We start from the raw sequence: 24,521 nt of genomic DNA on the forward strand, positions 1-24,521 counted from the left end.
TTGCTATGCTTGCATGTTAACAAGCCGGACCCACGGACACGGAGTAGGCATTGAGCGATCAGGAGATTAGGGGACAGCCGGTGGAGCGGACCGAGCCGGTGCCGGTGATCGCGCGCTTCGCCCGGCAGGCGGCCGACGATCGGTGGCAGGCTGGCGGCTGGCGCCTGGTCGCGGTCGAGCCCTGCGAGCCCGGCGCGGGGGTGGCCGGCGCCGAGCCGCTCGCGATCCAGCTCTTCGCCGACGAGGCCGAGGGCTACTACCTGAACCTGAGCGGCAGCGAGCCGTCGATCTTCGTGAAGTGGCGCCTGCCCGAGGACGAAGCAGGCGTGGCCGGTCTCGAGGGCGAGCCGATCCCGCTGGCGGTCAGCCTCAGCTACAACGAGGCGGGCCGCTGGATGGACGGGGGCGAGCGGGTCGACCGGGTGCCGATGCCCGACGAGCTCGCGCCCTGGCTCGCGGAGTTCGTCGGACTCCACTGGAAGCCCGAGACGGGCCGCAAGAAGCGCGGGCCGAAGCCCTCGTTCATGCGGCGCGAGGAGTTCGCCGGCATGGTCGAGCGGGAGAGGGCGGGCGGAGCGGCGGCGCGGCCGGATCGGGAAGGGCGTCGGGATGTCTGAGCGTTTCCTGTCGAGGTGGGCCCGGCGCAAGCGGGAGCAGGCGGCCGAGCAGCCCGCCGAGACGCCCCCCGGCACGACGCCCCCCGGCGCGACGCCGTCCGCCGACGCGCGCGGCGAGCAGAACCCGCGGTCGCCTGCCTCCCCCGGCGAGGCCGCGCTGCGCAGCGGCACCGGCGCTGCGGGCGAGGCGCCGCAAGTCGAAGCCCGCATCGCCGGCGTGCAGCCGGCCGAAGCGGAGCCGCCGGAACTGCCGCCAGTCGAATCGCTGACCCCGGAGTCCGACTTCCGGCCTTTCCTACGCGACGGCGTCCCGCCCGCCACCCGCAGCGCCGCGCTGAAGAAGCTCTTCGCCGATCCGGCCTTCAACGTGATGGACGGCCTCGACGTCTACATCGAGGATTTCGGCAAGACCGAGCCGGTGCCCGAGTCGCTGCTGAAGGGGCTGGCGCAGTCCCGCCTGCTGGGTCTGGTCGGCGAGCCCGATCAGGCCGGCGGACGGGCCGCGGAGCCGGCCGCCGGGCAGACCGCGGGGCAGACCGCGGGGCAGACCGCGGGGCAGACCGCAGGGCAGGCCGCAGGGTCGCCCGCCCAGCCGGCCGCGCCGCTGGCCGCCGGGGAAGGGGCCGGGCCCGCGAACACGCAGGCCGCCGAATCGTCGCAGCAGGCAGCGCAGGGCTTGCACGACGCGGAGGACTCGCGATCCGCGATTTCCCCCGACCCGATTTCCCCCAAACCCTGAAGGGGTTGCGAAAACCACACTCCTTGCGCCGGTATCATGTTATGAATACTCGGACATACGTTTCAGTGATAATGGTCTCCCGTAAGTCGTACGGGTTTCGCTTGCGGTTCCTTTCACGATAGAAGACGAAGAGCGCCCGCTTGGAGACGAGGGTCCTGGCCTGTAGCTGCAACGGCACCGTTGCACTGGACGACGCGATCGCCGATTCCGGCGCCCCGTCCCCGGCCGTTCGTGTCACCGAAGTTCGCGCGCTGTGCCGCCGCGACATGCCCCGCTTCCTCGAAGCGGCGTCGGGCGCCGACGACGTCCTCGTCACCTGTACCCAGGAAGCCCCGCTGTTCCGCGAGCTGGCCGAGGCCAGACGGTCGATCGCGCCGATCCGCTTCGTCAACATCCGCGAGCAGGCCGGATGGGGCAGCGAAGGCGATCGGGCCGGCCCCAAGATCGCCGCGCTGATCGCGATGGCCGCCGCGGCGGCGGACCAGCCCACTCCGACCGTCAGTTATCGCTCCGGCGGGCGCCTGCTGATCGTCGGCGACGCTGGCGCCGCGCTGTACTGGGCGCAGGAACTGCACGGCACGCTGTCGGTTTCGGTGCTGGTCACCGGCCGCGCGTGGGAGGCACTGCCCGCCCGCCGCGACTTCCCGGTGTTCACCGGCGACGAGGTCCGGATCAGCGGCTGGCTCGGCGCCTTCGAGGCGGGCTGGCGGCAGCGCAATCCGATCGACCTGGAAGCCTGCGTGCGTTGCGGCGCCTGCGTCGACGCCTGTCCCGAAGGGGCGATCGGGCCGTCGCTCCAGGTCGACCTCGATGCCTGTCGCTCGCACCGCGCGTGCGTGGCGGCCTGCGGCGAGATCGGCGCGATCGATTTCTCCCGGGCCGACGAGGCCCGCAGCGCGAGTTTCGACCTGGTGTTCGATCTTCGCCCGGCACCCGCCTTCGACTTCCATCAGCCGCCGCAGGGCTATGTGCACGCCGGCAACGATCCGGCCGAGCAGATGCGCGCTGCGCTGAAGCTCGCGGGCATGGTCGGCGAGTTCGAGAAGCCGAAGTACTTCCGCTACGACGCCCGGATCTGCGCGCACGGGCGCAACGGCAAGACCGGCTGCACCGCCTGCATCGACGTGTGCTCGACGCGCGCGATCCGCTCCGAGGGCGACCAGGTCCGCGTCGAGCCCCATCTGTGCATGGGCTGCGGCGGTTGCGCCTCGGTCTGCCCGTCGGGCGCGATGGCCTACGCCTATCCGCCGCCGTCGTCGCTCGGCGCCCGGCTTCGGGCGGGGCTCGCGGCCTTCCGCGGCCGCGGCGGCGCCGATCCGCGCCTGCTGTTCCACGACGGCGAGGCGGGGCTCGCGCTGATCGAGTCGCTCGCCCGCGACGGCGATCCCGGGGCCGGTCCGGCGGCCCGCAGGCCCGACGGGCCGGGCTTGCCGGCGGACCTGGTCCCGGTACCTGTTCACCATCCCGCTTCGGTCGGGCTCGACCTGGCCCTGGCGGCGATCGCCTGGGGCGCGGCGTCGGTCACCGTGCTGTTCACCCCCGACACCGCCGAGCAGTACGCCGAGGAGCTCGAGAAGCAGTTCGAGACCGGGCGCCGCCTGCTGTCTGCCCTCGGTTTCGCCGGCCCGCGGCTCTCGGTGCTGCGCACCGGCGACCGCCTCGAGCTCGTCGACCGGCTGCGGCTTCGCGAGCGCATGCCGGCGGTCGACCGGCCCGCCACCTTCGCGCTGCCCGACGAGAAGCGCCGCGCGATCGAGTTCGCGCTGGTGCACCTGGCCGAACGGGCCGCGGCTGCCGGCACGCCCGCGGTTCGCGAGGTCGCGCTGCCCGCCGGCGCGCCCTTCGGCACGCTGGTCGTCGACCCGGCGGCCTGTACGCTGTGCATGGCCTGTGCGGGCGCCTGTCCGGAGTCGGCCTTGCAGGACGGTGCCGACCTGCCGCAACTGCGCTTCATCGAGCGCAACTGCGTGCAGTGCGGGATCTGCGCCGACACCTGTCCGGAGCAGGCGATCACGCTGCAACCGCGCTACCTGTTCGCCGACGAGTCCAGGTCGCCCAGGGTGCTGAACGAGGCGCAGCCCTTCCACTGCATCGCCTGCGGCAAGCCCTTCGGCACGCGGCAGATGATCGACAACATGACGGCCAGGCTGGCCACGCACTCGATGTTCGGCGGCAACGCGCTGCGGCGGCTGCAGATGTGCGCCGACTGCCGCGTCGTCGACATGTTCTCGTCGAAGGACGAGGCAACGATCCACGATTTCCCGACCGGCAGGAGTGGCGCATGAGCGGCGACACCCGCGCGATCCCGGTCGCACCGGTCCTCGGCGACGAGGACCTCGCGCGGCGCGACTGGTACCTGCTGCTGGCGCGGCTGTTCCGCGAGCCGCCGGATGCGGCCGTGCTGTCGGCGGTGGCGGCGGCCGGCCCGGCGGAGCCGCCGGGCAGCGATGCGCCCGACCTGGTGCGCGCCTTCGCCGAGCTCGCGCTCGCCTGCGGGCAGTCCGATCCGGAATCGGTGCGGCAGGAGTTCGACGCCGCCTTCCTCGGCGTCGGCAAGGCCGAGGTGTTCCTGAACGCCTCCTGGCATCTCACCGGCTTCCTGAACGACCGGCCGCTCGTCGAGCTGCGCGATTGCCTGGCCGACCTGGGCCTGGCCCGTCGCGAAGACATCGGCGAGACCGAGGACCACATCGCCGCGTTGTGCGAGACGATGGCACTGCTGATCGGCTCGCAGGACCCGCGGCTCGCTTCGGTCGACACGCAGCGGGAGTTCTTCCAGCGTTTCCTGGCCCCTTGGTTCGATTCGCTTTGCGACGCGATCGAGCGCTCGGGATCCACAGATTTCTACAAGCATGCCGCGCGGGCGGCGAGGGCATTCCTCGCCGTCGAACGCCAGGCATTCGACTTCGAGTGAGGAGTGACGTGATGAAAGCGACGAAATCCGTTTCCGGGCGGCGGGGGTTCCTGCTCGGCGCAGGCGCCGCGGGCGCGGCGGGCGCCGCGGTGATCGCCACGAAGGGTTCGCTGCCTGCCGGCGGCGAGGCGCCCAAGCCCGAGAAGCATGCGAAGGGCGGGGGCGGCTATCACGTCACCGACCACGTGCGGCACTACTACCGCACGACCACGGTTTGAGAAAGGGGAGATCGATCATGCAACTTCAGCGCAAGTCCGGTGGCGCCCCGATCGCGGGCGGGCTCACGGCGAGCCTCGCGCGCGGGATTCACTCGGCGGCGTTCGGCGCCACGATGGATCGACGCAGCTTCCTGAAGCGGTCCGGCATCGGCGTGGGCGCCGGGGCCGCCGTTGCGGGCCTTTCCACCGGCATGATGACGCCGGCGGCGAAGGCCCAGCAGGCCTCGGGCGCGAAGGCCGAGGTCCGCCGCACGGTCTGTACCCACTGCTCGGTCGGCTGCGCGATCGACGCGGTCGTCGAGAACGGCGTCTGGGTCCGGCAGGAGCCGGTGTTCGATTCCCCGATCAACCTCGGCGCGCACTGCGCCAAGGGCGCCTCGATCCGCGAGCACGGCCACGGCGAGTACCGCCTCAAGACGCCGATGAAGCTGGTCGACGGCAAGTACCAGCGCATCAGCTGGAAGCAGGCGCTCGACGAGATCAGCGCGAAGCTCGACGCGATCCGCAAGGAATCGGGCCCCGACTCGGTGTTCTGGGTGGGCTCGTCCAAGCACAACAACGAGCAGGCCTACATGATGCGCAAGTTCGTGTCGTTCTACGGCACGAACAACATGGACCACCAGGCGCGGATCTGCCACTCCACCACGGTGGCGGGCGTCGCGAACACCTGGGGTTACGGCGCGATGACGAACTCGTACAACGACATGCAGAACACCAAGTGCGCGTTGTACATCGGTTCGAACGCGGCCGAGGCGCACCCGGTGTCGATGCTGCACATGCTTCACGCCAAGGAAACCGGCGCGAAGATGATCGTCGTGGATCCGCGCTTCACGCGCACCGCGGCCAAGGCCGACGAGTACGTCCGCATCCGCTCCGGCACCGACATTCCGTTCCTGTTCGGCCTGCTGCACCACATCTTCAAGAACGGCTGGGAAGACAAGAAGTACATCAACGACCGCGTCTACGGCATGGACAAGGTCCGCGAAGAGGTCATGACCAAGTGGACGCCGGACAAGGTCGAGGAGGCCTGCGGCGTGTCCGAGGCCCAGATGGCCAAGGTCGCCGAGATGTTCGCGAAGAACCGGCCCTCGACCATCGTCTGGTGCATGGGCCAGACCCAGCACACGATCGGCAACGCGATGGTCCGCGCGTCGTGCATCCTGCAGCTCGCGCTGGGCAACATCGGCGTCTCGGGCGGCGGCGCCAACATTTTCCGCGGCCACGACAACGTGCAGGGCGCGACCGACGTCGGCCCGAACCCGGACTCGCTGCCCGGCTACTACGGCCTCGCCGAAGGCTCGTGGAAGCACTTCTCGGCGGTCTGGGGCGTCGACTTCGACTGGATCAAGGAGCGTTTCGCGCCGGGCATGATGTCCAAGTCGGGCATGACCGTGTCACGCTGGGTCGACGGCGTGCTCGAGGCCAAGGGCGTGTCCGACCAGCCGAACCCGCTGCGCGGCGTCGTGTTCTGGGGCCACGCGCCGAACTCGCAGACCCGCGGCCTCGACATGAAGAAGGCCTTCGACAAGCTCGACCTGCTGGTCGTCGTCGACCCGTATCCGTCGGCCACGGCAGCGATGGCCGCAATGCCCGGCGACGCGAAGGACCTGAACCCGAACCGTGCGGTCTACCTGCTGCCGGCCGCCACGCAGTTCGAGACCGCCGGCTCCTGCACCGCTTCGAACCGCTCGATCCAGTGGCGCGAGAAGGTCATCGAGCCGCTGTTCGAGTCGATGCCCGACCACACGATCATGCAGGCCTTCGCCGATCGCCTCGGCTTCGGCGAGCAGCTGTCGAAGAACTTCAAGCTGACGAGCTTCCAGAAGCACGGCGTCGAGTGGCGCGAGCCCGAGGTCGAGTCCGTGCTGCGCGAGATCAACCGCGGCATCTGGACGATCGGCTACACCGGCCAGTCGCCGGAGCGGCTGAAGCTTCACATGAAGCACATGAACACCTTCGACGTGAAGTCGCTGCGCGCAAACGGCGGCCCCTGCGACGGCGACTACTTCGGTCTGCCCTGGCCCTGTTTCGGCACGCCCGAGCTCAAGCACCCCGGGTCGCCGAACCTGTACCAGACCGACCGTCACGTGATGGAAGGCGGCGGCAACTTCCGCGCCAACTTCGGCGTCGAGCGCGAGGGCGTCTCGCTGCTGGCCGGCGACGGCTCCCACTCGAAGGGCGCCGAGATCCAGACCGGCTACCCCGAGTTCACCGCCGACATGCTGAAGAAGCTCGGCTGGTGGGACGATCTCACCGAGGACGAGAAGAAAGCGGCCGAGGGCAAGAACTGGAAGACCGACCTCTCGGGCGGCATCCAGCGCGTCGCGATGAAGCACGGCTGCCACCCGTTCGGCAACGCGAAGGCCAGGGCGGTCGTCTGGAACTTCCCGGATCCGGTCCCGGTTCACCGCGAGCCGCTGTACGGCAACCGGCCCGACCTGATGGCCAAGTACCCGACGCACGACGACAAGAACAAGTTCTGGCGTCTGCCGACGCTGTACAAGACGGTGCAGCAGAAGAACATCGCGGACGGGCTCGAGAAGAAGTTCCCGATCGTGCTGACCTCCGGCCGGCTGGTCGAGTACGAGGGCGGCGGCGAGGAGACGCGCTCGAACCCGTGGCTCGCCGAGCTGCAGCAGGACTCCTTCGTCGAGCTCAATCCGCGCGCGGCCAACGACCGCGGCATCCGCAACGGCGAGTACGTCTGGGTGAGCACCCCGACCGGCGCCAGGATGAAGGTCAAGGCCCTGGTCACCGAGCGCGTGTCGGCCGATCATGCCTTCATGCCCTTCCACTTCTCCGGCTGGTGGCAGGGCAAGGACATGAAGGCCTTCTATCCGGAAGGCGCGGCGCCGATCGTGCGCGGCGAGGCGGTCAACACCGGCACGACCTACGGCTACGACTCGGTCACGATGATGCAGGAAACCAAGACCACGATCTGCCAGATCGAGAAGGCCACGGCCTGATCCGCATCGCGCGATAGAAAGGTACAAGGGGAATACAGATGGCCCGAATGAAGTTTCTTTGCGATGCCGAGCGTTGCATCGAGTGCAACGGCTGCGTCACGGCCTGCAAGCAGGAGCACGAGGTGCCCTGGGGCGTGAACCGCCGCCGGGTGGTCACGATCAACGACGGCGTGCCCGGCGAGCGCTCGATCTCGGTCGCCTGCATGCACTGCTCCGACGCGCCCTGCATGGCGGTCTGCCCGGTCGACTGCTTCTACCGCACCGACGAGGGCGTGGTGCTGCACGACAAGGACCTGTGCATCGGCTGCGGCTACTGCTTCTACGCCTGCCCGTTCGGCGCGCCGCAGTTCCCGCAGGCCGGCGCATTCGGCATGCGCGGCAAGATGGACAAGTGCACGTTCTGCGCCGGCGGCCCGGACAAGGACGGCACCGAGGCCGAGTTCAAGAAGTACGGCCGCAACCGGCTCGCCGAAGGCAAGCTGCCGGCCTGTGCGGAGATGTGCTCGACCAAGGCGCTGCTGGGCGGCGACGGCGACATCGTTGCCGACATCTATCGCCAGCGCGTGCTGAACCGGGGCAAGGGCGCCGAGGTCTGGGGCTGGGGCACGGCCTACGGACCCGGCCAGAAGCAGGGTGCGCCGGCGCGCCAGGGGAGCTGAGCGATGAAACGATCGATCACCGTTTCCCTGGCGGCGCTCGCCGTCGCCGCCGGCCTGGCCGCCTGCGGAGAGCAGTCGCAGGAGGCCGCCTCGGCCAAGGTCCCCGGGACCACCGTCACCCGCGACACCAAGCCCTGGCAGGGCGAGGCCCTGACCTTCCAGTCGGGGCAGTTCAACCGCGGCGACAAGGCCAGTTGGGACAAGGCGCTCGCGGCGCGCGCGGCCGGCCAGAACGAGTACGTCCGGATCGGAGGGGCAGCCAAATGAACAAGGCGATCCGCGCGCTGGCGCTGTGCCTCGGCCTGCTGGCCGCGACCGCGTCGGCGCAGCAGCAACCGGGCGCGTCGGCGCCGGGTCCGCAGGGTGCGAACATCTTCGAGGTGACCCGCGACGACCAGGCGGCGCGCCAGCAGGTGCAGCCGCTGAACAACGCGCCGGTCTGGCGTGCGGTCAACTCGGGAGAGGCGCACTACACCACGCTGCCGGCCAACGAGGGGGGCGTGCTGATCCAGCAGGGCGGGGAGGCCTGGCGCGAGTTGCGCAACGGCCCGATCACCCAGGGCGGAGGCTGGGCGCTGGTCGGCGTGTTCGTGCTGATCGCGGCCTTCTACCTGCTCCGCGGCCAGATCAAGCTCAGCGAGGCGCCCACCGGTCGCATGGTCGAGCGCTTCAGCGTCGTCGAGCGGGCGGTGCACTGGACCAACGCCGCCTGCTTCGTCACGCTCGCGATCACCGGACTGGTGCTGCTGTTCGGCAAGCACGTGCTGCTGCCCCTGTTCGGCCCGGTGCCGTTCTCGTGGATCGCGACGCTGTCCAAGACCTCGCACAACTTCGTCGGCCCGATGTTCGCCGCCACGACCATCGCGATGTTCCTGATGTTCGTGAAGGACAACATCCCCAAGGCCTACGACATGCAGTGGTTCGCGAAGGCCGGCGGCCTGTTCACGAAGGGCGCGCACGTTCCGAGCCATCGCTTCAACGCCGGCGAGAAGCTGATGTTCTGGGGCGGCGTGGTGCTGCTGGGCATCGTCGTGTCCGCCACCGGCTTCATCCTCGACTTCCCGAACTTCGGGCAGACGCGGTCCCTGATGCAGGACGCCTGGTGGATCCACGTCGGCGCGGCCCTGCTGTTCATCGCGATGATCGCCGGACACATCTACATCGGCACGCTGGGCATGGAAGGCGCGCTCGACGCGATGAAGACCGGCTACGTCGACGAGACCTGGGCCAAGGAGCACCACGAGTACTGGTACGACGACATCAAGGCCGGCCGCATCCCGGCGACGCGTTCGCAGCCCGCCGAAGTGCCCGCTTCGGCGATCGTGCAGCCCCGGCAGGGCTGACCCGTCCCGCCCGCGCGGCCGGCGGAAGCGGGCCGTCGCGACAAATGAAAAAGGGCCGCCCCCGGTAGGGAGCGGCCCTTTTCGTTGGCGCCTCGGTTCGAGCAGACATCGACCGACGGTCCGTTCGGTCATCCTGGCGCCTTCCTGGCGCTGGTGACCAGTGACCGGCCGGGGCCGGCACTGCCCCGGCGGCGTGCGGTGCGGGCGGCCTCGACGGCCGCCCGCACCGCGGTTGCTCAGGTCCGCTGCTCGCCGGCAGGCGCGTCGCCGGCCGGCTGGGCCGTTTCGACCTGCTGCATCGGCTCGTCGACGATCACCGTGCGCGGCTTGCGCTTGCGCGCGGGCCGCGGCGCCGCCACGATCTCCGGCTCGGGGGCCGGAGCGGCCGCGGTGGTTTCGACCCACTGCAGGCCGGCGCTCTCGACGATCGCCTCGAGCTGCTCCTTGGCCACCGGCTCGCCGGCCAGCTCGCGCCCGGCAGGTGCGGCCGGCTCGGCAGGCTCGCGGCCGGGGACCTCCGGGGCGGTCGAGGTCTCGACCTGCTGGAGCGGCGCTCGCGGCTCGACGGCAACCGGCTCGGCGGCGGCGGGTTCGGCTGCAGTCGGCTCGACCGCGGCCGGTTCGACGGCAGCCGCACCGAAGGGCAAGCTCGGCTGCTGCGCGGCCGGCCGGCCGCCCTCGGCGGCGGGCGTCGCCTGCGCGGCGACGGCGGCCTGCTCGGTCTCGACCTGCGCCGGCGCGCCCGGTGCGACAGGTTCGGGCGCCTCGGTCCGCTCCGCCGCCTCAGTGGCGGCCGCAGCCGGCCTGGCCGCGGCGTCCGCTTCGGTTGCAGGCTGCTCGGCAGCCGCCTCGGGCGCCGCGACCTCGCCGGCCTCGGTAGCCTCCTGGGCCCCCTCGGCAGCGGCACCGGCCTCGCCGCGACGGCCGCCGCGACGACGGCGCGGACGACGACGGCGCTCGGCGCCGCCCTCGGCGGGCTGCGCGCCTTCCTCGCCCTCACCTTCGCCGAGCTCGATGGCCTGCGCTTCGACTGCTTCGGCCGTTACGCGCGGGGCCTCATCGACCGGTCGAGGCGCCGGGGCCCGGGTCTCGGCCGCCAGGCCGGTATCGGCCTCGGCGGCGGCAGCGGCGATCACCGCTGCGGCTGCGACACGTTCGCCCTCGGCTGCCGGGGCTTCGGCTTCGGGGCGTGCGGCTTCGCGTCCGCGTCCGCGCCGGCGCTCGCCGCGCTCCGGACGCTCGCCGCGCTCCTCGCGTTCGGCCCGCTCCGGCCTTTCGCCGCGCTCGGGACGCTCCGCCCGCTCCGGCCGTTCGGCGCGCTCGGCGCGCACGGCCTCCTCGCGGCCCTCGCGTTCCTCGCGCCGGCCGCCGCGCCGACGGCCTTCCGCCTCGGCTCCAGCCTGCTGGCCGCCGCGGCCGCCACGACCGCCTTCGCGACCTTCGCGACCCTCACGGCCTTCGCGCTGTTCGCGGCGGTCGCGGCCCTCGCGACCCTCGCGTCCGCCACGGCCCTCACGGCCTTCCCGGCCCTCGCGGCCACGCCGCCCTTCCGCCGTGCCGGCAGCAGGCGCGGCGGGCTGGGCTGCCGGCGTCACGATCGCCTCGTTGGCCGGACGCTTGCGGAACCATCCGAGGATCTTGCCGAGCAGGCCGTCGTCGCCGACGACCGGCGCGGCGCTGGCGGCCGCCGCAGGCCGTGCGGCCTGGGGCGCGGGCGCCGCCGGTGCCGCGGGCACTGCGGCCGGCGGGGGCGGCACCTCGGGCGTGATGCCCTTGACCGCCGCCTGCTGGCGCGGCTTCGCGGCCTCGAGCTTGCGATCGAGATAGGTGTTCTCTTCCTCGGGCGCTTCGGCCAGCACGTAGCTCGCCTTGTAGTTGGCGAGGCGGTCGTCGTCGTGGCGCAGCCGCTCGGTCTTGTAGTGCGGCGTCTCGAGGTGCTTGTTCGGGATCAGGACGATCTCGACCTTCAGTCGCGCCTCGAGCTTGTTCAGCTCGCTGCGCTTCTCGTTGAGCAGGTAGGTGGCGACGTCGACCGGCACCTGGGCGTAGACCGCCGCGGTGTTCTCCTTCATCGCGTCTTCCTGGATCACGCGCAGCACGTGAAGCGCCGAGGACTCGATGTCGCGGATCACGCCGGTGCCGTTGCAGCGCGGGCAGGTGATGTGCGAGCCCTCGACCAGCGCCGGGCGCAGGCGCTGGCGCGACAGCTCCATCAGGCCGAAACGGGAGATCTTGCCGGTCTGGACCCGCGCGCGGTCGTAGTGCAGGGCATCCTTGAGCCGCTGCTCCACCTCGCGCTGGTTCTTGGCGCTCTCCATGTCGATGAAGTCGATGACGATCAGGCCGCCCAGGTCGCGCAGCCGCATCTGGCGCGCGACCTCGTCGGCCGCCTCGAGGTTCGTGCGCAGCGCGGTCTCCTCGATGTCGGAGCCGCGGGTGGCTCGCGCCGAGTTCACGTCGATCGCCACCAGCGCCTCGGTGTGGTCGATGACCACCGCGCCGCCCGAGGGCAGCGGCACCACGCGCGAGTGCGCGGTCTCGATCTGGTGCTCGATCTGGAAGCGCGAGAACAGCGGGGTGTCGTCGCGGTAGCGCTTGACCCGGTTGACCATGTCCGGCATCACGTGGGCCATGAACTGCCGGGCCTGTTCGTAGATGTCGTCGGTGTCGATCAGGATCTCGCCGATGTCGGGCGAGAAGTAGTCGCGGATCGCGCGGATCACCAGGCTGGACTCCTGGTAGATCAGGAAGGGGCCTGGGGCAGAGCCGGCGGCCTGCTCGATCGCGGTCCACAGCTGCAGCAGGTAGTTGAGGTCCCACTGCAGTTCCTCGGCGGTGCGGCCGATGCCCGCGGTGCGGGCGATCAGGCTCATGCCCGACGGGTGCTGCAGCTTGTCCATCGTCTCGCGCAGTTCCTGCCGGTCCTCGCCCTCGACACGGCGGGAAACGCCGCCGCCGCGCGGATTGTTCGGCATCAGGACCAGGTAGCGCCCGGCCAGCGAGATGTAGGTGGTCAGCGCGGCGCCCTTGTTGCCGCGCTCTTCCTTGTCGACCTGGACGATCACCTCCATGCCTTCGGAGACGGCGTCCTGGATGCGGGCCTTGGAGGCGTCGACGCCGGCCTTGAAGAAGGCCTTCGAGATCTCCTTGAACGGCAGGAAGCCGTGGCGCTCCTCGCCGTAGTTGACGAAGCAGGCCTCGAGGCTCGGCTCGACGCGGGTGATCACCCCCTTGTAGATGTTGCTCTTGCGGGACTCGCGGCCCGCCGATTCGATGTCGATGTCGATCAGTTTCTGGCCGTCGACGATCGCCACGCGCAGCTCTTCCGAGTGCGTGGCATTGAACAGCATTCGCTTCATGCAAATGACTCCGTGGCGCGCCCGATGCGTGGCGGCGCGCTTCGGCCAGCGGGCCGATGCGAACGGAAGCAGCGAAAGAGGATGCTCAGGTCGGCCGCGAGCGAACCGGCGCTACGCGCGCCGGCAATCCACCGGTGAGCGCGCGCCGGAAAACGCCGGGCATGACCCGGGATCGTCGGACGTGATGTGCTCAGACAAGGTTTCGGGGACCGTACTGGACGGGGCGTCGGCGATTTCGTCCGGCGCCCCTGGCTCTCTTTTCTGGGTATTCCGCATCGACCCGCGTTCCTCGCCCGGCTCGGGGCAGGGGAACCGCGGTTTCATGTTCGTTCCGTCGTGTCCGCGACCGACCGGCCGGCGCCCGCGAGGACGTTCGGCCGGTACAATCCCGGCAATCGATCCGCAACGGTTCCGCTCCGGACCGGCGAAAAACCGCTGGCGCCACTGGGCGGCGCACGGAGCGGAGATCGGGCGGCCCGGACACCCGGACGCCGGCTGACAGGGCCGGAAAAACGGCCCTGGACAAGGCGCCGGAAGCGGATATCCGGCTCGACAGCGCAGGAACCGGCAGCACCGGATCGCGCACGACCTGACGAGTATACCAACGTGGACAGCCCCAGGGAAAGGGCGGAAGGGCGCAAGGCGCCCGAAAGAACGGGCGCGGCGACGGTCCGGATCGTCGAGATCGACGCGGATCGCGCCGGCCAGCGCCTCGACAATTTCGTCGTCGGCCTGTGCAAGGGCGTACCGAAGAGTCACGTGTACCGCCTGATCCGCAGTGGCCAGCTCCGGGTCAACGGCGGGCGCAAGAGCGCCGACTATCGGCTTCAGGCTGGCGATTCCGTCAGGATTCCGCCGGTCCGGGTGGCCGCCGCCGCGCGTCCGGAAGCGGCCGACGAGGCGGGCCTGCCGGGCGCCGGCGAACCCGACCAGGCCCTGCGCGCCCGCGCGGCGCTGGCGCGACGCCTGCCGGTGCTCCACGAGGACGACTCGCTGCTGGTCATCGACAAGCCCGAGTCGGTCGCCGTGCACGGCGGCAGCGGCGTGTCGAGCGGCGTCATCGAGCGCCTGCGCGCCGCCCGGCCCGAGGAGCGCTTCCTCGAGCTGGCCCACAGGATCGATCGCGAAACCTCCGGCGTGCTCGTCGTGGCCCGCCGCCGGGCCGCCTTGCTGGCCCTGCAGGCGCAGTGGCGCGAGCGGGCGCCGGCCAAGCGCTACCTGGCGATCGTGGTCGGCCGCTGGCCGTTGCGCAGCAAGACGCTGGCCGTGCCGCTGCGCCGGATGCCGGCGCCGGGCGGCGATCGCCGGGTCGCGGTGCATGCCGAAGGGCAGGAGGCGATCACCCGGGTGCGGGGCCTCGCGCACCTCGCCTTGCCGGGCCTCGGCGAGTTCTCGCTGGTCGAGGCCCGGATCGAGACCGGCCGCACCCACCAGATCCGCGTCCACCTGAGCCATGCCGGCTTTCCGATCGCCGGCGACGACAAATACGGCGACTACGCGCTGAACCGGGCGCTGGCCGCGAGAGGCTTCCGCCGGATGTACCTGCACGCCGCGTCGCTGACGCTGCGCCATCCCGACACCGGCCGCCCGCTGTCCCTCGAGGCGCCATTGCCCGAGAGCTTCGCGGCGATGCTGCGCGCCGGCGGGGTGGCCGAACTCCCGACCGAGGAACACTGACACGATGTCCGCCAGACGCTATCGCCTCGTCGTCTTCGACTGGGACGGCACCCTCGTCGACTCCACCGCCGCGATCGTCCACGCGATCCGCGCGTCGGCGGCCGATCTCGGGCTGCCGGTGCCGAGCCGCGAGCAGGCCTCGCACGTGATCGGCCTCGGGCTGCTCGACGCGATCCACCGGGCGGTTCCGGCGATCGAGCGCGAGCAGGTGCCGCTCTACGTGCAGCGCTACCGCTATCACTACCTGAAGGAGGATGCGGCCCTGCAGGCCTTCGAGGGGGTGCCGCGACTGCTGGAGGAGCTCGCCGATTCGGGGGCCTGGCTGGCGGTCGCGACCGGCAAGTCCCGGGCGGGCCTGAACCGTGCGCTGGACCAGATGGGCTGGACAGGCCGCTTCCTGACCACCCGCTGCGCCGACGAGGGCATCCCGAAGCCCGATCCGTGGATGCTGCGCGACATCTGCGAGGAGCTCGGCCTGGACACCGGCGAGGCGCTGATGATCGGCGACACGACCCACGACCTGGGCATGGCCCGGTCGGCCGGCTCCGACGCGGTGGCGGTCACCTACGGCGCGCACACCCGGGAGGAGCTGGAGCGCGAGCCGGCGATCGCCTTCGTCGATTCGGTGCTCGAGCTGCGCGACGAGCTGTTGCTGCGGATCCGATGACGACGCCGGGCTGGATCCGCGTCTGCACGAGCGCCGAGCTCGTCGAGGGGGGCGACGGCGTGCGCTTCGAATTGCCGGCGCCTCGAGCCGGCGCGCCCGCCCGGCAGGCCTTCGTCGTGCGCTACGACGGCCGGGTCCACGGCTGGCTGAACCGCTGCGCGCACGTGCCGGTGGAGCTCGACTGGATGCCCGGCAAGTTCTTCGACGAGAGCGGGCTTTACCTGATCTGCGCCACGCATGGTGCAATCTACGAGCCGGACACCGGCCGATGCGCGGGCGGCCCCTGCCGCGGAGCGGGGCTCGAGGCGGTCCCGGTGCTCGAGCGTGATGGCATCATCTGGGGAGCGGATCCCGGCGGTCCGCCCCCCGGACACCCAGCAAGCGACCGATGAGCGATACCCACGATTTCGACGATCCCGCCGGCAACGATCCGTCGGCACCCCGTCCGCGCCCGGCGCGCCCCGGCGCGGACGGGAACTGGGAGCGCGGCGTGCTCGAGAAACTGGTGCTGGAGACGCTGGCCGAGCGCCGGCGCGCCCGGCGCTGGTCGATCTTCCTGCGCCTGCTCACCCTTGCCTGGTTCAGCGTCGTGCTGCTGGCCTTCGCGGGCTGGTTCTCGGCCGACGTGGCGAAGAAGACCGAACGGCACACCGCGCTGATCGACGTCGAGGGCGTGATCGCCGCCGGCGGCGAAACATCCGCCGACGAACTGGTCGAGTCGCTGAAGGCGGCCTTCGAGGACGACAAGACGGCCGGCATCGTGCTGCGCATCAACAGCCCCGGCGGCAGCCCGGTGCAGTCGGGCATCATCCACGACGAGATCCTGCGCCTGCGCGGCAAGCATCCCGACACGCCGCTCTACGCGGTGATCGAGGAGGTCGGCGCCTCCGGCGGCTACTACGTCGCGGCGGCCGCCGACCGGATCTACGTCGACAAGGCGAGCCTGGTCGGCTCGATCGGCGTGCTGATGGGCGGCTTCGGCTTCGTCGATGTCATGGAGAAGGTCGGCGTCGAGCGAAGGCTGCTCACCGCGGGCGACAAGAAGGGCTTCCTCGACAGCTTCTCGCCGCTCTCCGACGAGCAGCGCGCGCATGCCCAGCAGATGCTCGACCAGATCCACCGGCAGTTCATCGATGTCGTGCGCAAGGGACGCGCCGAGCGCCTTTCCGACGACCCGGACCTCTTCAGCGGCCTGGTCTGGACCGGCGAGCGCAGCGTGGAGCTCGGCCTGGCCGACGGCCTCGGGTCGGTCGCCTCGGTGGCCCGCGACGTGATCAAGGTCGAGACGATCGTCGACTACTCGCCGCGCGAGAACCTCGCCGAGAAGCTCGCGCGCCGGGTCGGCGCTAGCGCGGGCGAGACGATCGCCCGGGTGCTGGGCGTCGACGCGCAGGGCTGGTCGCTTCGCTGACCCGCCGCGCCGCCGGGGCGAGCGGGGCGGCCAGCATCGCGAACACCGTCGGCTCGCGCGGGATGTCGGCCGGCGCCTTGCGCCAGTCGTGCACCTGCCGCGCGGCGATCGACTCGCCGGCCAGCGTGAGCTGCGAGGCCACCGTGAGCCGGGTCTGCGGGGCCAGCACGGCCAGCGCCGACTCCAGCACCTGCCGGTTCCGGTAGGGGGTCTCGATCCACAGGATGGTTTCGTCGCCGGCAGCCGAGCGCCTTTCCAGCTCGCGCAGCCGGGCCGCCCTGGCCTCCGGTTGCGCGGGCAGGTAGCCGACGAAGGTGAAGCGCTGACCGTTCAGGCCCGAGGCCATCAGCGCCAGCAGCAGCGAGCTCGGCCCGACCAGCGGCACCACCGGGATGCCGGCTTCGTGGGCGGCCGCCACCAGTGCCGCGCCGGGGTCGGCGACGGCCGGGCAGCCGGCCTCGGACAGCAGGCCGACGTCGCGCCCGGCCTTCAGCGGTGCGAGCAGCGCGGGGATCGCCTGCGGCGCCGTGTGCTCGCTGAGTTCGGCCATCTCCAGCGTCTGCAGCGGCGCCTGCGTGCCGGCGGCCTTCAGGAAGGCGCGGGCCGTCTTCGCGTTCTCGACGACGAAGCAGTCGAGCCGTGCCACGACCGCCAGCGTGTCGGCCGGAAGCACCCGCCGCGGGTCGCAGTCGGCCCCGAGCGGCGTGGGAATCAGGTAGAGCCGTCCGGGCCCGGCGGCGCCGGCCGGGGCTCGCGTTTCGGGATGCCCGGCGTTCATCGGGGATGCTCCAGGTTCACTCCAGCCCGCGCAGCGGGGGAAGGCCTGCGCGGCACAGTGCATCGGTCAGCGCGATCAGCGGCAGGCCGATCAGGGCGGTCGGGTCCGGCCCGTCCAGCGCCGCGAGCAGCGCGATGCCCAGCCCCTCGGCCTTCGCCGAGCCGGCGCAGTCGTACGGGCGTTCCGCGAGCAGATAGGCCTCGATCGCCGCGTCGGACAGCTCGCGGAAGCGCACCCGGGTCTCGACGACCTGCTCGTGCGCGAAGCCGTCCGAGCGCCGGACCACGGCCAGCGCGGTGTGGAAGACCATCTCGCGCCCCGAGGCGGCCCGCAGTTGGGCGCGGGCGCGCTCGTGCCCGCCGGGCTTGCCGAGGATCGCGACGCCGTCCAGCGTGGCAGTCTGGTCGGAGCCGACGACCAGCGCGCCGGGGCGGCCGGCGGCGACCGCTTCCGCCTTCGCGCGGGCCAGCCGCGCGGCCGCCGCCGCCGGCGTCTCGCCCTCGAGCGGGGTCTCGTCGACCTGCGGGCCGACGACCTCGAAAGGCAGGCGCAGCCTTTGCAGCAGCTCGCGGCGATAGGGCGAGGTCGAGGCGAGGATCAGTTCGGGCATCTTGCGGTACGGGGCGGGCGGATCGCTGCGGGGAGGCCGATCGATACGGGGCAGGGCGGATCGAGACGAGGCGCGGCGGATCGATCCCGGCGCCGCGATCGCGCATTATCATCGAAGCATGGAAAAGATCCCCGACACCGGCCGCCTGCCGCTCGTCATCGACAGCCGCGAGGCGGCGCGCACCGGTCGCGTCCTGGAAGGCGCCTTCGAGATCCGCCGCCTGGCCCGCCTGGTCACGATGCTGAGCCACGAGGGCGGGCTGCTGGCATGGCGGGCCGCGTTCGAGCGCAAGGAGCGGCCCGACGGCGGGCACGACGACTTCGTCCACCTGCGGCTCGACGGCGAGGTGTCGATGCAGTGCGTGCGCTGCCTGGGCGACGCCCGAATCCCGGTGCACCTGGAGCGCGGCTTCAGGCTCGTCGCGAACGAGGTGCAGGCCGCCCGTGAGGACGCGGAGGAGGCCGAATTCGACGTGCTGGCCGGCGGGCCCCGCTTCGACCTGGGCGAGCTGATCGAGGACGAGGCGATCATGGCCCTGCCGCCGATCGCCAGGCACGACAATTGCGACCTGCCGCTCGGCGCGGCCGGGCCCCAGGGTGCGGCCGGCGAGGAGATGCCCGGCGAGGAGCGGATCCGCCCGTTCGCCGGTCTCGCGGACCTGAAGAAGCGCGGGCACTGAGCGAGCCATGTCGCGCAATACGCTGATATAATTGCAGATTAGCCTTTTTCCGACGAAGGATCGAACATGGCTGTCCAGCAGAACAAGAAGTCGCCGTCGAAGCGCGGCATGCATCGCGCCCACGACTTCCTCGCCAATCCCCCGCTCGCGGTCGAGCCGACCACCGGCGAGGCCCACCTGCGCCATCACGTGAGCCCCAACGGTTTCTACCGGGGCAAGAAGGTCGTCAAGACCAAGGCCGACGAGTAACCCTCCCCGGCCTTCCGGGATGAGCGTCCGCGTCGCGATCGATTGCATGGGGGGCGACCACGGCCTGCCGGTCACGATTCCGGCGGCCTTGTCGTTCCTTCGCCACGCGGACGATGCCAAGGTCGTCCTGGTCGGCATCTCGGAACGGATCGAGCAGGCGCTCGCCGAGGCAGGCGTGCCTGCGGGCTCTGCCGGGCTGCGCGAGCGCGTCGAGGTGCGCCACGCCTCCGAGGTCGTCGAGATGGACGACTCGCTGCAGGTCGCGCTGCGCGGCAAGCGCGATTCGTCGATGCGCGTGGCGGTCGAGCTGGTGCGCGACGGCCAGGCCGACGTCTGCGTCAGCGCCGGCAATACCGGGGCGCTGATGGCGGTGTCGCGCTTCGTGCTCAAGACGCTCGACGGCATCGACCGGCCGGCGATCGCCACCCAGATGCCCAACCGCACCGGCGGCACGACCACCGTTCTCGACCTCGGCGCCAACGTCGACTGCGAGCCCGAGCACTACCTGCAGTTCGGCATCATGGGCTCGGCACTGGTGTCGGCGCTCGGCGGCCCCGAGCGGCCCAGTGTGGGCCTGCTGAACATCGGCGAGGAAGTCATCAAGGGCAACGACACGGTCAAGCAGGCCGCAGAACTGTTGCGCGCGAGCACGCTGAACTTCCGGGGCAACGTCGAGGGCAACGACATCTACGAAGGCACGACCGACGTCGTCGTGTGCGACGGCTTCGTGGGCAACGTCGCGCTCAAGACCTCCGAAGGGCTGGCGCGGATGCTCGGCGACTTCATTCGCGAGGAATACAAGCGCCACGTCTTCACCCGGCTGATGGCGCTGCTGTCGTTCCCGGTGCTGCGGCGCTTCCGCAAGCGGCTGGACCATCGGCGCTACAACGGCGCCAGCCTCGTCGGCCTGCGCGGCGTCGTCATCAAGAGCCACGGCTCGGCCGACGCGTACGCGTTCGAGGTCGCCCTGCAGCGCGGCTACGACGCCGCCCGCAACGGCCTGCTCTCGCGCATCGCGCAGACGCTCGCGCGGATGCGCGCCGACACTCCCGTTTCGTCCACCGGCGCGTCCGGCGGGCAATCCTCTCCGGCCGCGGCCGCCGGCCAGACCTGACCTGGGGGCCTCTGCTCCATGACCGCCCGCTTCTCGAAGATCGTCGGCACCGGTAGCTGCCTTCCCGGCGCGCCGGTCAGCAACGACGAGCTCGCTCGCCGCCTGGCCGAGCGCGGCATCGAAACCTCCGACAGCTGGATCGTCGAGCGCACCGGGATCCGCCAGCGCCACCTGGCCGAGACCGGCGTGACCAGCAGCCAGCTGGGTGCCGAGGCCGCCCGCGAGGCCCTGAAGGCTGCCGGGCTGGAGGCCACCGACATCGACCTGATCGTCGTGGCGACCTCCACGCCCGACTGGGTCTTCCCGAGCACCGCCTGCCTGGTCCAGAAGGCCCTCGGCGCGCCCGGCGGCGCCGCCTTCGACGTGCAGGCGGTCTGCACCGGCTTCGCCTACGCGATGTCGGTCGCCGACTCGATGATCCGCACCGGTGCCGCCCATCGCGCGCTGGTCATCGGCGCCGAGGTCTTCTCCCGCATCCTCGACTGGAACGACCGCGGCACCTGCGTGCTGTTCGGCGACGGCGCCGGGGCGGTCGTGCTCGCCGCCAGCGACGAACCCGGGGTGCTCGCCACCCGCCTGCACGCCGACGGCCGTTACGAGAACATCCTGCGCACCGCCGGCCACGTCAGCGGCGGCTCGATCACCGGCTACCCCTTCCTCACGATGGACGGGCAGGCGGTCTTCAAGCTCGCCGTGTCCGTGCTCGACTCGGTCGCTCGCGAGACCGTCGAGGCCGCCGGGCTGCAGCTGGCCGACGTCGACTGGCTGATTCCGCACCAGGCCAACGTCCGCATCCTCCAGGCCACGGCCCGCAAGCTGGGAATGGAGCAGGACAAGGTCGTGGTCACGGTCGACCGTCACGCCAACACCTCGGCGGCGTCGGTGCCGCTGGCGCTCGACGTCGCGGTGCGCGACGGCCGGATCCGGCCGGGCCACAACGTGCTGATGGAGGGCGTCGGAGGCGGCTTCACCTGGGGCGCCGTGCTGGCGCGGATGTAATCCGCCGGCCCGGCCGGCACGGGTGGCGCCGAGCGACGCGTTCGCGCCTTTCCGCCAACGAACGATCCACGAACATCTCGAGACAACGATGACGCTTGCCTTCGTCTTTCCGGGCCAGGGTTCCCAGTCGGTCGGCATGCTCGACGGCTTCGCCGCCTCGCCGGCGGTGCAGGGCCTGCAGGCCGAGGCCGACGCGGCCCTCGGCGAGCCGCTCTCCAGGCTGATCGCCGAGGGGCCTGCCGAGGCCCTGTCGCTCACCGTCAACACGCAGCCGGCCATGCTGGTCGCCGGCCTGGCCTGCTATCGCGCGTGGCGCGAGGCCGGCGGGCCCGAGCCGCAGGCGGTCGCCGGGCACAGCCTCGGCGAGTACACCGCGCTGGCCGCGGCCGGCGCGATCGGGGTGGCCGATGCGGTCAGGCTGGTGCGCCTGCGCGCCCAGGCCATGCAGGAGGCGGTTCCGGTCGGGCAGGGCGGCATGGCGGCGATCCTCGGGCTCGACGACGCCGCGGTGGCGCAAGCCTGCCGCGAGGCCGTCGAAGGCCATCCGGGCGAGGTCGTCGAGCCGGTCAACTTCAACGCGCCGTCGCAGGTCGTCATCGCCGGCCACAAGACCGCCGTCGACCGCGCCTGCGAGCGCGCGAAGGCGCTGGGCGCCAAGCGCGCGCTGCCGCTGCCGGTGTCCGCGCCCTTCCACTCTTCGCTGCTCGAGCCGGCCGGTCGCCGCCTGGCCGACGCGCTCGCCGGCATCGAGCTGCGCGCGCCGGCCTTCCAGCTGGTCAACAACGTCGACGTCGCGATCGAGACCGACCCGGCCCGCATCCGCGATGCGCTGGTCAGGCAGGCGTCGCATGCGGTACGCTGGGTCGAGGTCGTGCACAAGCTGAAGTCGCTCGGCGTCACGCGGGTCATCGAGTTCGGGCCGGGCAAGGTGCTCGCGGGCCTCGTGTCGCGGATCGACAAGTCGCTGTCGGTCGCCGCCGTCCACGATCCCGCCTCGCTCGAGAACGCCCTGAAGGAGACCGCATGAACCCCGCTCGCCCCCTGGAGAACCAGGTCGCGCTGGTCACCGGCGCCTCCCGCGGCATCGGCCGCGCGATCGCGCTGGAACTCGGCCGCCGCGGCGCCTTCGTGATCGGCACCGCGACCAGCGAATCCGGCGCCTCGGCGATCTCGGCCGGGCTCGCCGGGGCCGGCGTCGCCGGCCGCGGCGAAGCGATGGACGTCAACGACGCTGCGCGCTGCGAGGCCCTGGTCGAGGCGATCCAGAAGGAGAAGGGCGGCGTCTCCATCCTGGTCAACAACGCCGGCATCACCCGCGACAACCTCGCGATGCGCATGAAGGACGACGAGTGGCAGTCGGTGATCGACACCAACCTCAGCGCCGTCTTCCGGATGTCGCGGCTCGTGATGCGCCCGATGATGAAGGCCAAGTACGGCCGCATCGTCAACATCACCTCGGTCGTCGGTTCGAGCGGCAACCCGGGGCAGGCGAACTACGCGGCGGCCAAGGCCGGCGTCGCCGGCATGACCCGGGCGCTGGCGCGCGAGCTCGGCAGCCGGAACATCACGGTCAATTGCGTGGCGCCCGGCTTCATCGACACCGACATGACCCGCAGCCTGACCGAGCAGCAGACTTCGGCGCTGCTCCAGCAGATTCCCGCGGGCCGCTTCGGCCAGCCCGAGGACATCGCCGATGCGGTGGCCTTCCTCGCAGGGCCGCAGGCGGGCTACGTGACCGGGGTCACGCTGCACGTAAACGGTGGGATGTACATGGAATGAAGGACGTTCGCGGAAGATCGCGAGCGTTCGGTCCGGATTGCGGCGGCATCGCAGGCCGTCCGGATCTAGGGGGCGCCTCGATCGGGGCTGTTGACCGACCGAAGTGCTATACAATCGCGCCGCGCCGGCGAGCCTGGGACTGCATCGCAGGGGGCCGTGGCGGCGTGGCCAAAGGAGCAAGGAAATGGAAAGCATCGAACAGCGCGTCAAGAAGATCGTCGCCGAACAACTCGGCGTCAACGAAGCCGACATCAAGAACGAGTCGTCCTTCGTCGACGATCTGGGCGCAGACTCGCTCGACACGGTCGAGCTGGTGATGGCGCTCGAGGACGAGTTCGAGACCGAGATCCCCGACGAAGAGGCCGAGAAGATCACCACGGTCCAGCAGGCGATCGACTACGTGAAGGCGCACTCGAAGGCCTGAGCGCGGCGAATCGCCGGGCCCGGTTTGCCGGTCACCGCAATCTGATCTGTCCAGGAGCAGCACCGTGAGTCGACGCCGTGTCGTGGTCACCGGCCTGGGGGTGGTTTCCCCGGTCGGCAACGATGTTTCGTCCGCCTGGCAGAACCTGGTGGCCGGCAAGTCGGGCATTTCCCGGATCACCCGCTTCGACGCGTCGGCCTTCCCGACGCAGATCGCCGGGGTGGTCAAGGATTTCGATGTGTCGGAGTACATGGCCTCGAAAGAGGCGCGTCACTTCGACACCTTCGTGCACTACGGCATCGCAGCCGGCGTGCAGGCGCTCCGCGACAGCGGGCTGTCGGTCGACGAGTCGAACGCCGATCGGGTCGGCGTCATCATCGGCTCGGGCATCGGCGGCCTGCCGCTGATCGAGCACACGCACGACGAACTGAAGAACCGCGGCGTGCGCCGGCTGTCGCCGTTCTTCGTCCCCGGTTCGATCATCAACATGATCTCCGGGCAGATGTCGATCATGTACGGGCTCAAGGGCCCGAACTACGCGCTGGTCAGCGCCTGCACCACCGGCCTGCACTGCATCGGCGACGCGGCGCGGCTGATCCAGTACGGCGACGCCGACGCGATCCTCGCAGGCGGCGCCGAGTGCACGGTGTCGCCGCTGGGGTTGGGAGGCTTCTGCGCGGCGCGCGCGCTGTCGACCCGCAACGACGATCCCGAGACCGCCAGCCGGCCCTGGGACCGCGATCGCGACGGTTTCGTGCTCGGCGAGGGCGCCGGCGTGATGATGCTCGAGGAATACGAGCAGGCCAAGGCGCGCGGCGCGAAGATCTACGCGGAGATCGTCGGCTTCGGCATGAGCGCCGACGCGCATCACATCACGGCGCCCGACATGGACGGCCCGCGCCGCTGCATGCTGAACGCGCTGCGCGACGCCAAGGTCGGCACCGACGCGATCCACTACCTGAACGCGCACGGCACGTCCACGCCCCTGGGCGACAAGAACGAGACCGACGCGATCAAGGCGGCGCTGGGCGAAGACAACGCCCGCAAGCTGGTGGTGAATTCCACCAAGTCGATGACCGGCCACCTGCTGGGCGGGGCGGGCGGCATCGAGAGCGTCTTCACCGCGCTGGCGATCCACCACCAGGTCTCGCCGCCGACGATCAACATCTTCAACCAGGATCCGGAGTGCGATCTCGACTACTGCGCGAACGAGGCGCGGCAGATGAAGATCGACTACGCGATGAAGAACTCGTTCGGCTTCGGCGGCACGAACGGGACGCTGGTCCTGAAGCGGGTCTGACCCCGCCGCCTCGAGGGGC

The 24,521-nt window shown here is 71.0% G+C and carries 24 protein-coding genes; 21 read left to right on the forward strand and 3 right to left on the reverse strand.

Features of this window, described 5'->3' with window-relative positions; genetic code table 11:
- Positions 1-80: 80 nt before the first annotated feature.
- The 9 genes from M6I34_RS00530 to M6I34_RS00570 all read left to right on the forward strand — a co-directional run bounded on the left by M6I34_RS00530 (position 81) and on the right by M6I34_RS00570 (position 9,456).
- Positions 81-617: a DUF3305 domain-containing protein gene (locus M6I34_RS00530; RefSeq protein WP_272483768.1), complete on the forward strand. Its 537-nt coding sequence runs from the start codon at positions 81-83 to the stop codon at positions 615-617.
- Positions 610-1,356, forward strand: a complete 747-nt coding sequence (locus tag M6I34_RS00535) for a DUF3306 domain-containing protein (RefSeq protein WP_272483769.1) — start codon at positions 610-612, stop codon at positions 1,354-1,356. Before M6I34_RS00530 ends, M6I34_RS00535 begins: the two co-directional genes overlap by 8 nt.
- Before the next feature lie 266 nt (positions 1,357-1,622).
- The gene (locus M6I34_RS00540; protein WP_272483770.1) at positions 1,623-3,641 is read left to right on the forward strand and encodes a 4Fe-4S binding protein; all 2,019 of its coding nucleotides are present in this window, start codon (positions 1,623-1,625) and stop codon (positions 3,639-3,641) included.
- Positions 3,638-4,270 carry a TorD/DmsD family molecular chaperone gene (locus M6I34_RS00545; RefSeq protein ID WP_272483771.1) on the forward strand — a complete coding sequence of 211 codons (633 nt, stop codon included), beginning with the start codon at positions 3,638-3,640 and terminating at the stop codon, positions 4,268-4,270. Before M6I34_RS00540 ends, M6I34_RS00545 begins: the two co-directional genes overlap by 4 nt.
- Before the next feature lie 11 nt (positions 4,271-4,281).
- A complete protein-coding gene (locus M6I34_RS00550; RefSeq protein ID WP_272483772.1) occupies positions 4,282-4,488 on the forward strand; it encodes a formate dehydrogenase in 207 nt (68 codons plus the stop codon).
- A gap of 17 nt (positions 4,489-4,505) precedes the next feature.
- Positions 4,506-7,454: a formate dehydrogenase subunit alpha gene (locus M6I34_RS00555; protein ID WP_272483773.1), complete on the forward strand. Its 2,949-nt coding sequence runs from the start codon at positions 4,506-4,508 to the stop codon at positions 7,452-7,454.
- Positions 7,455-7,492: 38 nt separating this feature from the next.
- The gene (fdh3B, locus tag M6I34_RS00560; protein ID WP_272483774.1) at positions 7,493-8,113 is read left to right on the forward strand and encodes a formate dehydrogenase FDH3 subunit beta; all 621 of its coding nucleotides are present in this window, start codon (positions 7,493-7,495) and stop codon (positions 8,111-8,113) included.
- Positions 8,114-8,116: 3 nt separating this feature from the next.
- Positions 8,117-8,380: a hypothetical protein gene (locus tag M6I34_RS00565; RefSeq protein ID WP_272483775.1), complete on the forward strand. Its 264-nt coding sequence runs from the start codon at positions 8,117-8,119 to the stop codon at positions 8,378-8,380.
- Positions 8,377-9,456, forward strand: a complete 1,080-nt coding sequence (locus tag M6I34_RS00570) for a formate dehydrogenase subunit gamma (RefSeq protein ID WP_272483776.1) — start codon at positions 8,377-8,379, stop codon at positions 9,454-9,456. The genes M6I34_RS00565 and M6I34_RS00570 overlap by 4 nt, the downstream gene beginning before the upstream one ends.
- Before the next feature lie 236 nt (positions 9,457-9,692).
- On the opposite strand, the gene M6I34_RS00575 is transcribed toward M6I34_RS00570, so the two are convergent.
- Positions 9,693-12,815: an Rne/Rng family ribonuclease gene (locus tag M6I34_RS00575; protein WP_272483777.1), complete on the reverse strand. Its 3,123-nt coding sequence runs from the start codon at positions 12,813-12,815 to the stop codon at positions 9,693-9,695.
- Positions 12,816-13,421: 606 nt separating this feature from the next.
- On the opposite strand from M6I34_RS00575, the gene M6I34_RS00580 reads away from it, so the two are divergent.
- The 4 genes from M6I34_RS00580 to M6I34_RS00595 are packed head-to-tail and all read left to right on the forward strand — an operon-like array spanning position 13,422 to position 16,570.
- Positions 13,422-14,492 carry an RluA family pseudouridine synthase gene (locus tag M6I34_RS00580; protein WP_272483778.1) on the forward strand — a complete coding sequence of 357 codons (1,071 nt, stop codon included), beginning with the start codon at positions 13,422-13,424 and terminating at the stop codon, positions 14,490-14,492.
- Positions 14,493-14,496: 4 nt separating this feature from the next.
- Positions 14,497-15,159: an HAD-IA family hydrolase gene (locus M6I34_RS00585; RefSeq protein ID WP_272483779.1), complete on the forward strand. Its 663-nt coding sequence runs from the start codon at positions 14,497-14,499 to the stop codon at positions 15,157-15,159.
- Positions 15,156-15,551, forward strand: a complete 396-nt coding sequence (locus M6I34_RS00590; RefSeq protein ID WP_272483780.1) for a Rieske (2Fe-2S) protein — start codon at positions 15,156-15,158, stop codon at positions 15,549-15,551. Before M6I34_RS00585 ends, M6I34_RS00590 begins: the two co-directional genes overlap by 4 nt.
- The gene (locus tag M6I34_RS00595) at positions 15,548-16,570 is read left to right on the forward strand and encodes a S49 family peptidase (protein WP_272483781.1); all 1,023 of its coding nucleotides are present in this window, start codon (positions 15,548-15,550) and stop codon (positions 16,568-16,570) included. The genes M6I34_RS00590 and M6I34_RS00595 overlap by 4 nt, the downstream gene beginning before the upstream one ends.
- Here M6I34_RS00595 and M6I34_RS00600 read toward each other — a convergent pair.
- Together M6I34_RS00600 and M6I34_RS00605 are read right to left on the reverse strand one after the other, a co-directional pair.
- The gene (locus M6I34_RS00600) at positions 16,506-17,348 is read right to left on the reverse strand and encodes an SAM-dependent methyltransferase (RefSeq protein ID WP_272483782.1); all 843 of its coding nucleotides are present in this window, start codon (positions 17,346-17,348) and stop codon (positions 16,506-16,508) included. The two genes, M6I34_RS00595 and M6I34_RS00600, sit on opposite strands and share 65 nt — an antisense overlap.
- A gap of 16 nt (positions 17,349-17,364) precedes the next feature.
- The gene (locus M6I34_RS00605; protein ID WP_272483783.1) at positions 17,365-17,958 is read right to left on the reverse strand and encodes a Maf family nucleotide pyrophosphatase; all 594 of its coding nucleotides are present in this window, start codon (positions 17,956-17,958) and stop codon (positions 17,365-17,367) included.
- A 118-nt stretch (positions 17,959-18,076) separates the two neighbouring features.
- Between M6I34_RS00605 and M6I34_RS00610 the strand changes: the two genes are divergently transcribed.
- The 8 genes from M6I34_RS00610 (at position 18,077) to fabF (ending at position 24,502) form a co-directional block, all read left to right on the forward strand.
- Positions 18,077-18,637 (forward strand): YceD family protein, encoded by a 561-nt coding sequence (locus M6I34_RS00610; protein ID WP_272483784.1) that lies wholly within the window; start codon positions 18,077-18,079, stop codon positions 18,635-18,637.
- A gap of 66 nt (positions 18,638-18,703) precedes the next feature.
- Positions 18,704-18,886, forward strand: a complete 183-nt coding sequence (rpmF, locus tag M6I34_RS00615; protein ID WP_272483785.1) for a 50S ribosomal protein L32 — start codon at positions 18,704-18,706, stop codon at positions 18,884-18,886.
- A gap of 19 nt (positions 18,887-18,905) precedes the next feature.
- A complete protein-coding gene (gene plsX / locus M6I34_RS00620) occupies positions 18,906-20,000 on the forward strand; it encodes a phosphate acyltransferase PlsX (RefSeq protein WP_272483787.1) in 1,095 nt (364 codons plus the stop codon).
- Positions 20,001-20,018: 18 nt separating this feature from the next.
- On the forward strand, positions 20,019-20,999 hold the full coding sequence (locus M6I34_RS00625; RefSeq protein WP_272483788.1) for a beta-ketoacyl-ACP synthase III: 981 nt from the start codon (positions 20,019-20,021) through the stop codon (positions 20,997-20,999).
- An 88-nt stretch (positions 21,000-21,087) separates the two neighbouring features.
- Complete coding sequence (fabD, locus tag M6I34_RS00630; RefSeq protein ID WP_272483789.1) at positions 21,088-22,026, forward strand: ACP S-malonyltransferase; 939 nt, start codon at positions 21,088-21,090, stop codon at positions 22,024-22,026.
- Positions 22,023-22,778 carry a 3-oxoacyl-ACP reductase FabG gene (gene fabG, locus M6I34_RS00635; RefSeq protein WP_272483790.1) on the forward strand — a complete coding sequence of 252 codons (756 nt, stop codon included), beginning with the start codon at positions 22,023-22,025 and terminating at the stop codon, positions 22,776-22,778. The genes fabD and fabG overlap by 4 nt, the downstream gene beginning before the upstream one ends.
- 184 nt (positions 22,779-22,962) lie before the next feature.
- Entirely contained in the window at positions 22,963-23,202 is a 240-nt protein-coding gene (acpP, locus tag M6I34_RS00640) for an acyl carrier protein (protein ID WP_272483791.1), read from the forward strand.
- A 64-nt stretch (positions 23,203-23,266) separates the two neighbouring features.
- Positions 23,267-24,502, forward strand: coding sequence for a beta-ketoacyl-ACP synthase II (gene fabF / locus M6I34_RS00645; protein WP_272483792.1), 1,236 nt, complete (start codon positions 23,267-23,269; stop codon positions 24,500-24,502).
- The last annotated feature ends 19 nt before the right edge of the window (positions 24,503-24,521 follow it).

Origin of the sequence: Zeimonas sediminis, assembly GCF_023721795.1 — a bacterium.
Classification (GTDB): domain Bacteria; phylum Pseudomonadota; class Gammaproteobacteria; order Burkholderiales; family Burkholderiaceae_E; genus Zeimonas; species Zeimonas sediminis.

Bases quoted from the DNA above. Each gene is read 5' to 3' on its own strand.
- M6I34_RS00550 (WP_272483772.1), top strand. From the start codon at position 4,282: ATGAAAGCGACGAAATCCGTTTCCGGGCGGCGGGGGTTCCTGCTCGGC.
- fdh3B (WP_272483774.1), top strand. From the start codon at position 7,493: ATGGCCCGAATGAAGTTTCTTTGCGATGCCGAGCGTTGCATCGAGTGC.
- M6I34_RS00575 (WP_272483777.1), bottom strand. From the start codon at position 12,815: ATGAAGCGAATGCTGTTCAATGCCACGCACTCGGAAGAGCTGCGCGTG.
- plsX (WP_272483787.1), top strand. From the start codon at position 18,906: ATGAGCGTCCGCGTCGCGATCGATTGCATGGGGGGCGACCACGGCCTG.
- M6I34_RS00585 (WP_272483779.1), top strand. From the start codon at position 14,497: ATGTCCGCCAGACGCTATCGCCTCGTCGTCTTCGACTGGGACGGCACC.
- M6I34_RS00565 (WP_272483775.1), top strand. From the start codon at position 8,117: ATGAAACGATCGATCACCGTTTCCCTGGCGGCGCTCGCCGTCGCCGCC.
- M6I34_RS00605 (WP_272483783.1), bottom strand. From the start codon at position 17,958: ATGCCCGAACTGATCCTCGCCTCGACCTCGCCCTATCGCCGCGAGCTG.
- M6I34_RS00545 (WP_272483771.1), top strand. From the start codon at position 3,638: ATGAGCGGCGACACCCGCGCGATCCCGGTCGCACCGGTCCTCGGCGAC.
- M6I34_RS00570 (WP_272483776.1), top strand. From the start codon at position 8,377: ATGAACAAGGCGATCCGCGCGCTGGCGCTGTGCCTCGGCCTGCTGGCC.
- M6I34_RS00595 (WP_272483781.1), top strand. From the start codon at position 15,548: ATGAGCGATACCCACGATTTCGACGATCCCGCCGGCAACGATCCGTCG.
- M6I34_RS00590 (WP_272483780.1), top strand. From the start codon at position 15,156: ATGACGACGCCGGGCTGGATCCGCGTCTGCACGAGCGCCGAGCTCGTC.
- M6I34_RS00535 (WP_272483769.1), top strand. From the start codon at position 610: ATGTCTGAGCGTTTCCTGTCGAGGTGGGCCCGGCGCAAGCGGGAGCAG.
- acpP (WP_272483791.1), top strand. From the start codon at position 22,963: ATGGAAAGCATCGAACAGCGCGTCAAGAAGATCGTCGCCGAACAACTC.
- M6I34_RS00600 (WP_272483782.1), bottom strand. From the start codon at position 17,348: ATGAACGCCGGGCATCCCGAAACGCGAGCCCCGGCCGGCGCCGCCGGG.
- M6I34_RS00540 (WP_272483770.1), top strand. From the start codon at position 1,623: ATGCCCCGCTTCCTCGAAGCGGCGTCGGGCGCCGACGACGTCCTCGTC.
- M6I34_RS00610 (WP_272483784.1), top strand. From the start codon at position 18,077: ATGGAAAAGATCCCCGACACCGGCCGCCTGCCGCTCGTCATCGACAGC.
- fabG (WP_272483790.1), top strand. From the start codon at position 22,023: ATGAACCCCGCTCGCCCCCTGGAGAACCAGGTCGCGCTGGTCACCGGC.
- fabD (WP_272483789.1), top strand. From the start codon at position 21,088: ATGACGCTTGCCTTCGTCTTTCCGGGCCAGGGTTCCCAGTCGGTCGGC.
- M6I34_RS00625 (WP_272483788.1), top strand. From the start codon at position 20,019: ATGACCGCCCGCTTCTCGAAGATCGTCGGCACCGGTAGCTGCCTTCCC.
- M6I34_RS00555 (WP_272483773.1), top strand. From the start codon at position 4,506: ATGCAACTTCAGCGCAAGTCCGGTGGCGCCCCGATCGCGGGCGGGCTC.
- rpmF (WP_272483785.1), top strand. From the start codon at position 18,704: ATGGCTGTCCAGCAGAACAAGAAGTCGCCGTCGAAGCGCGGCATGCAT.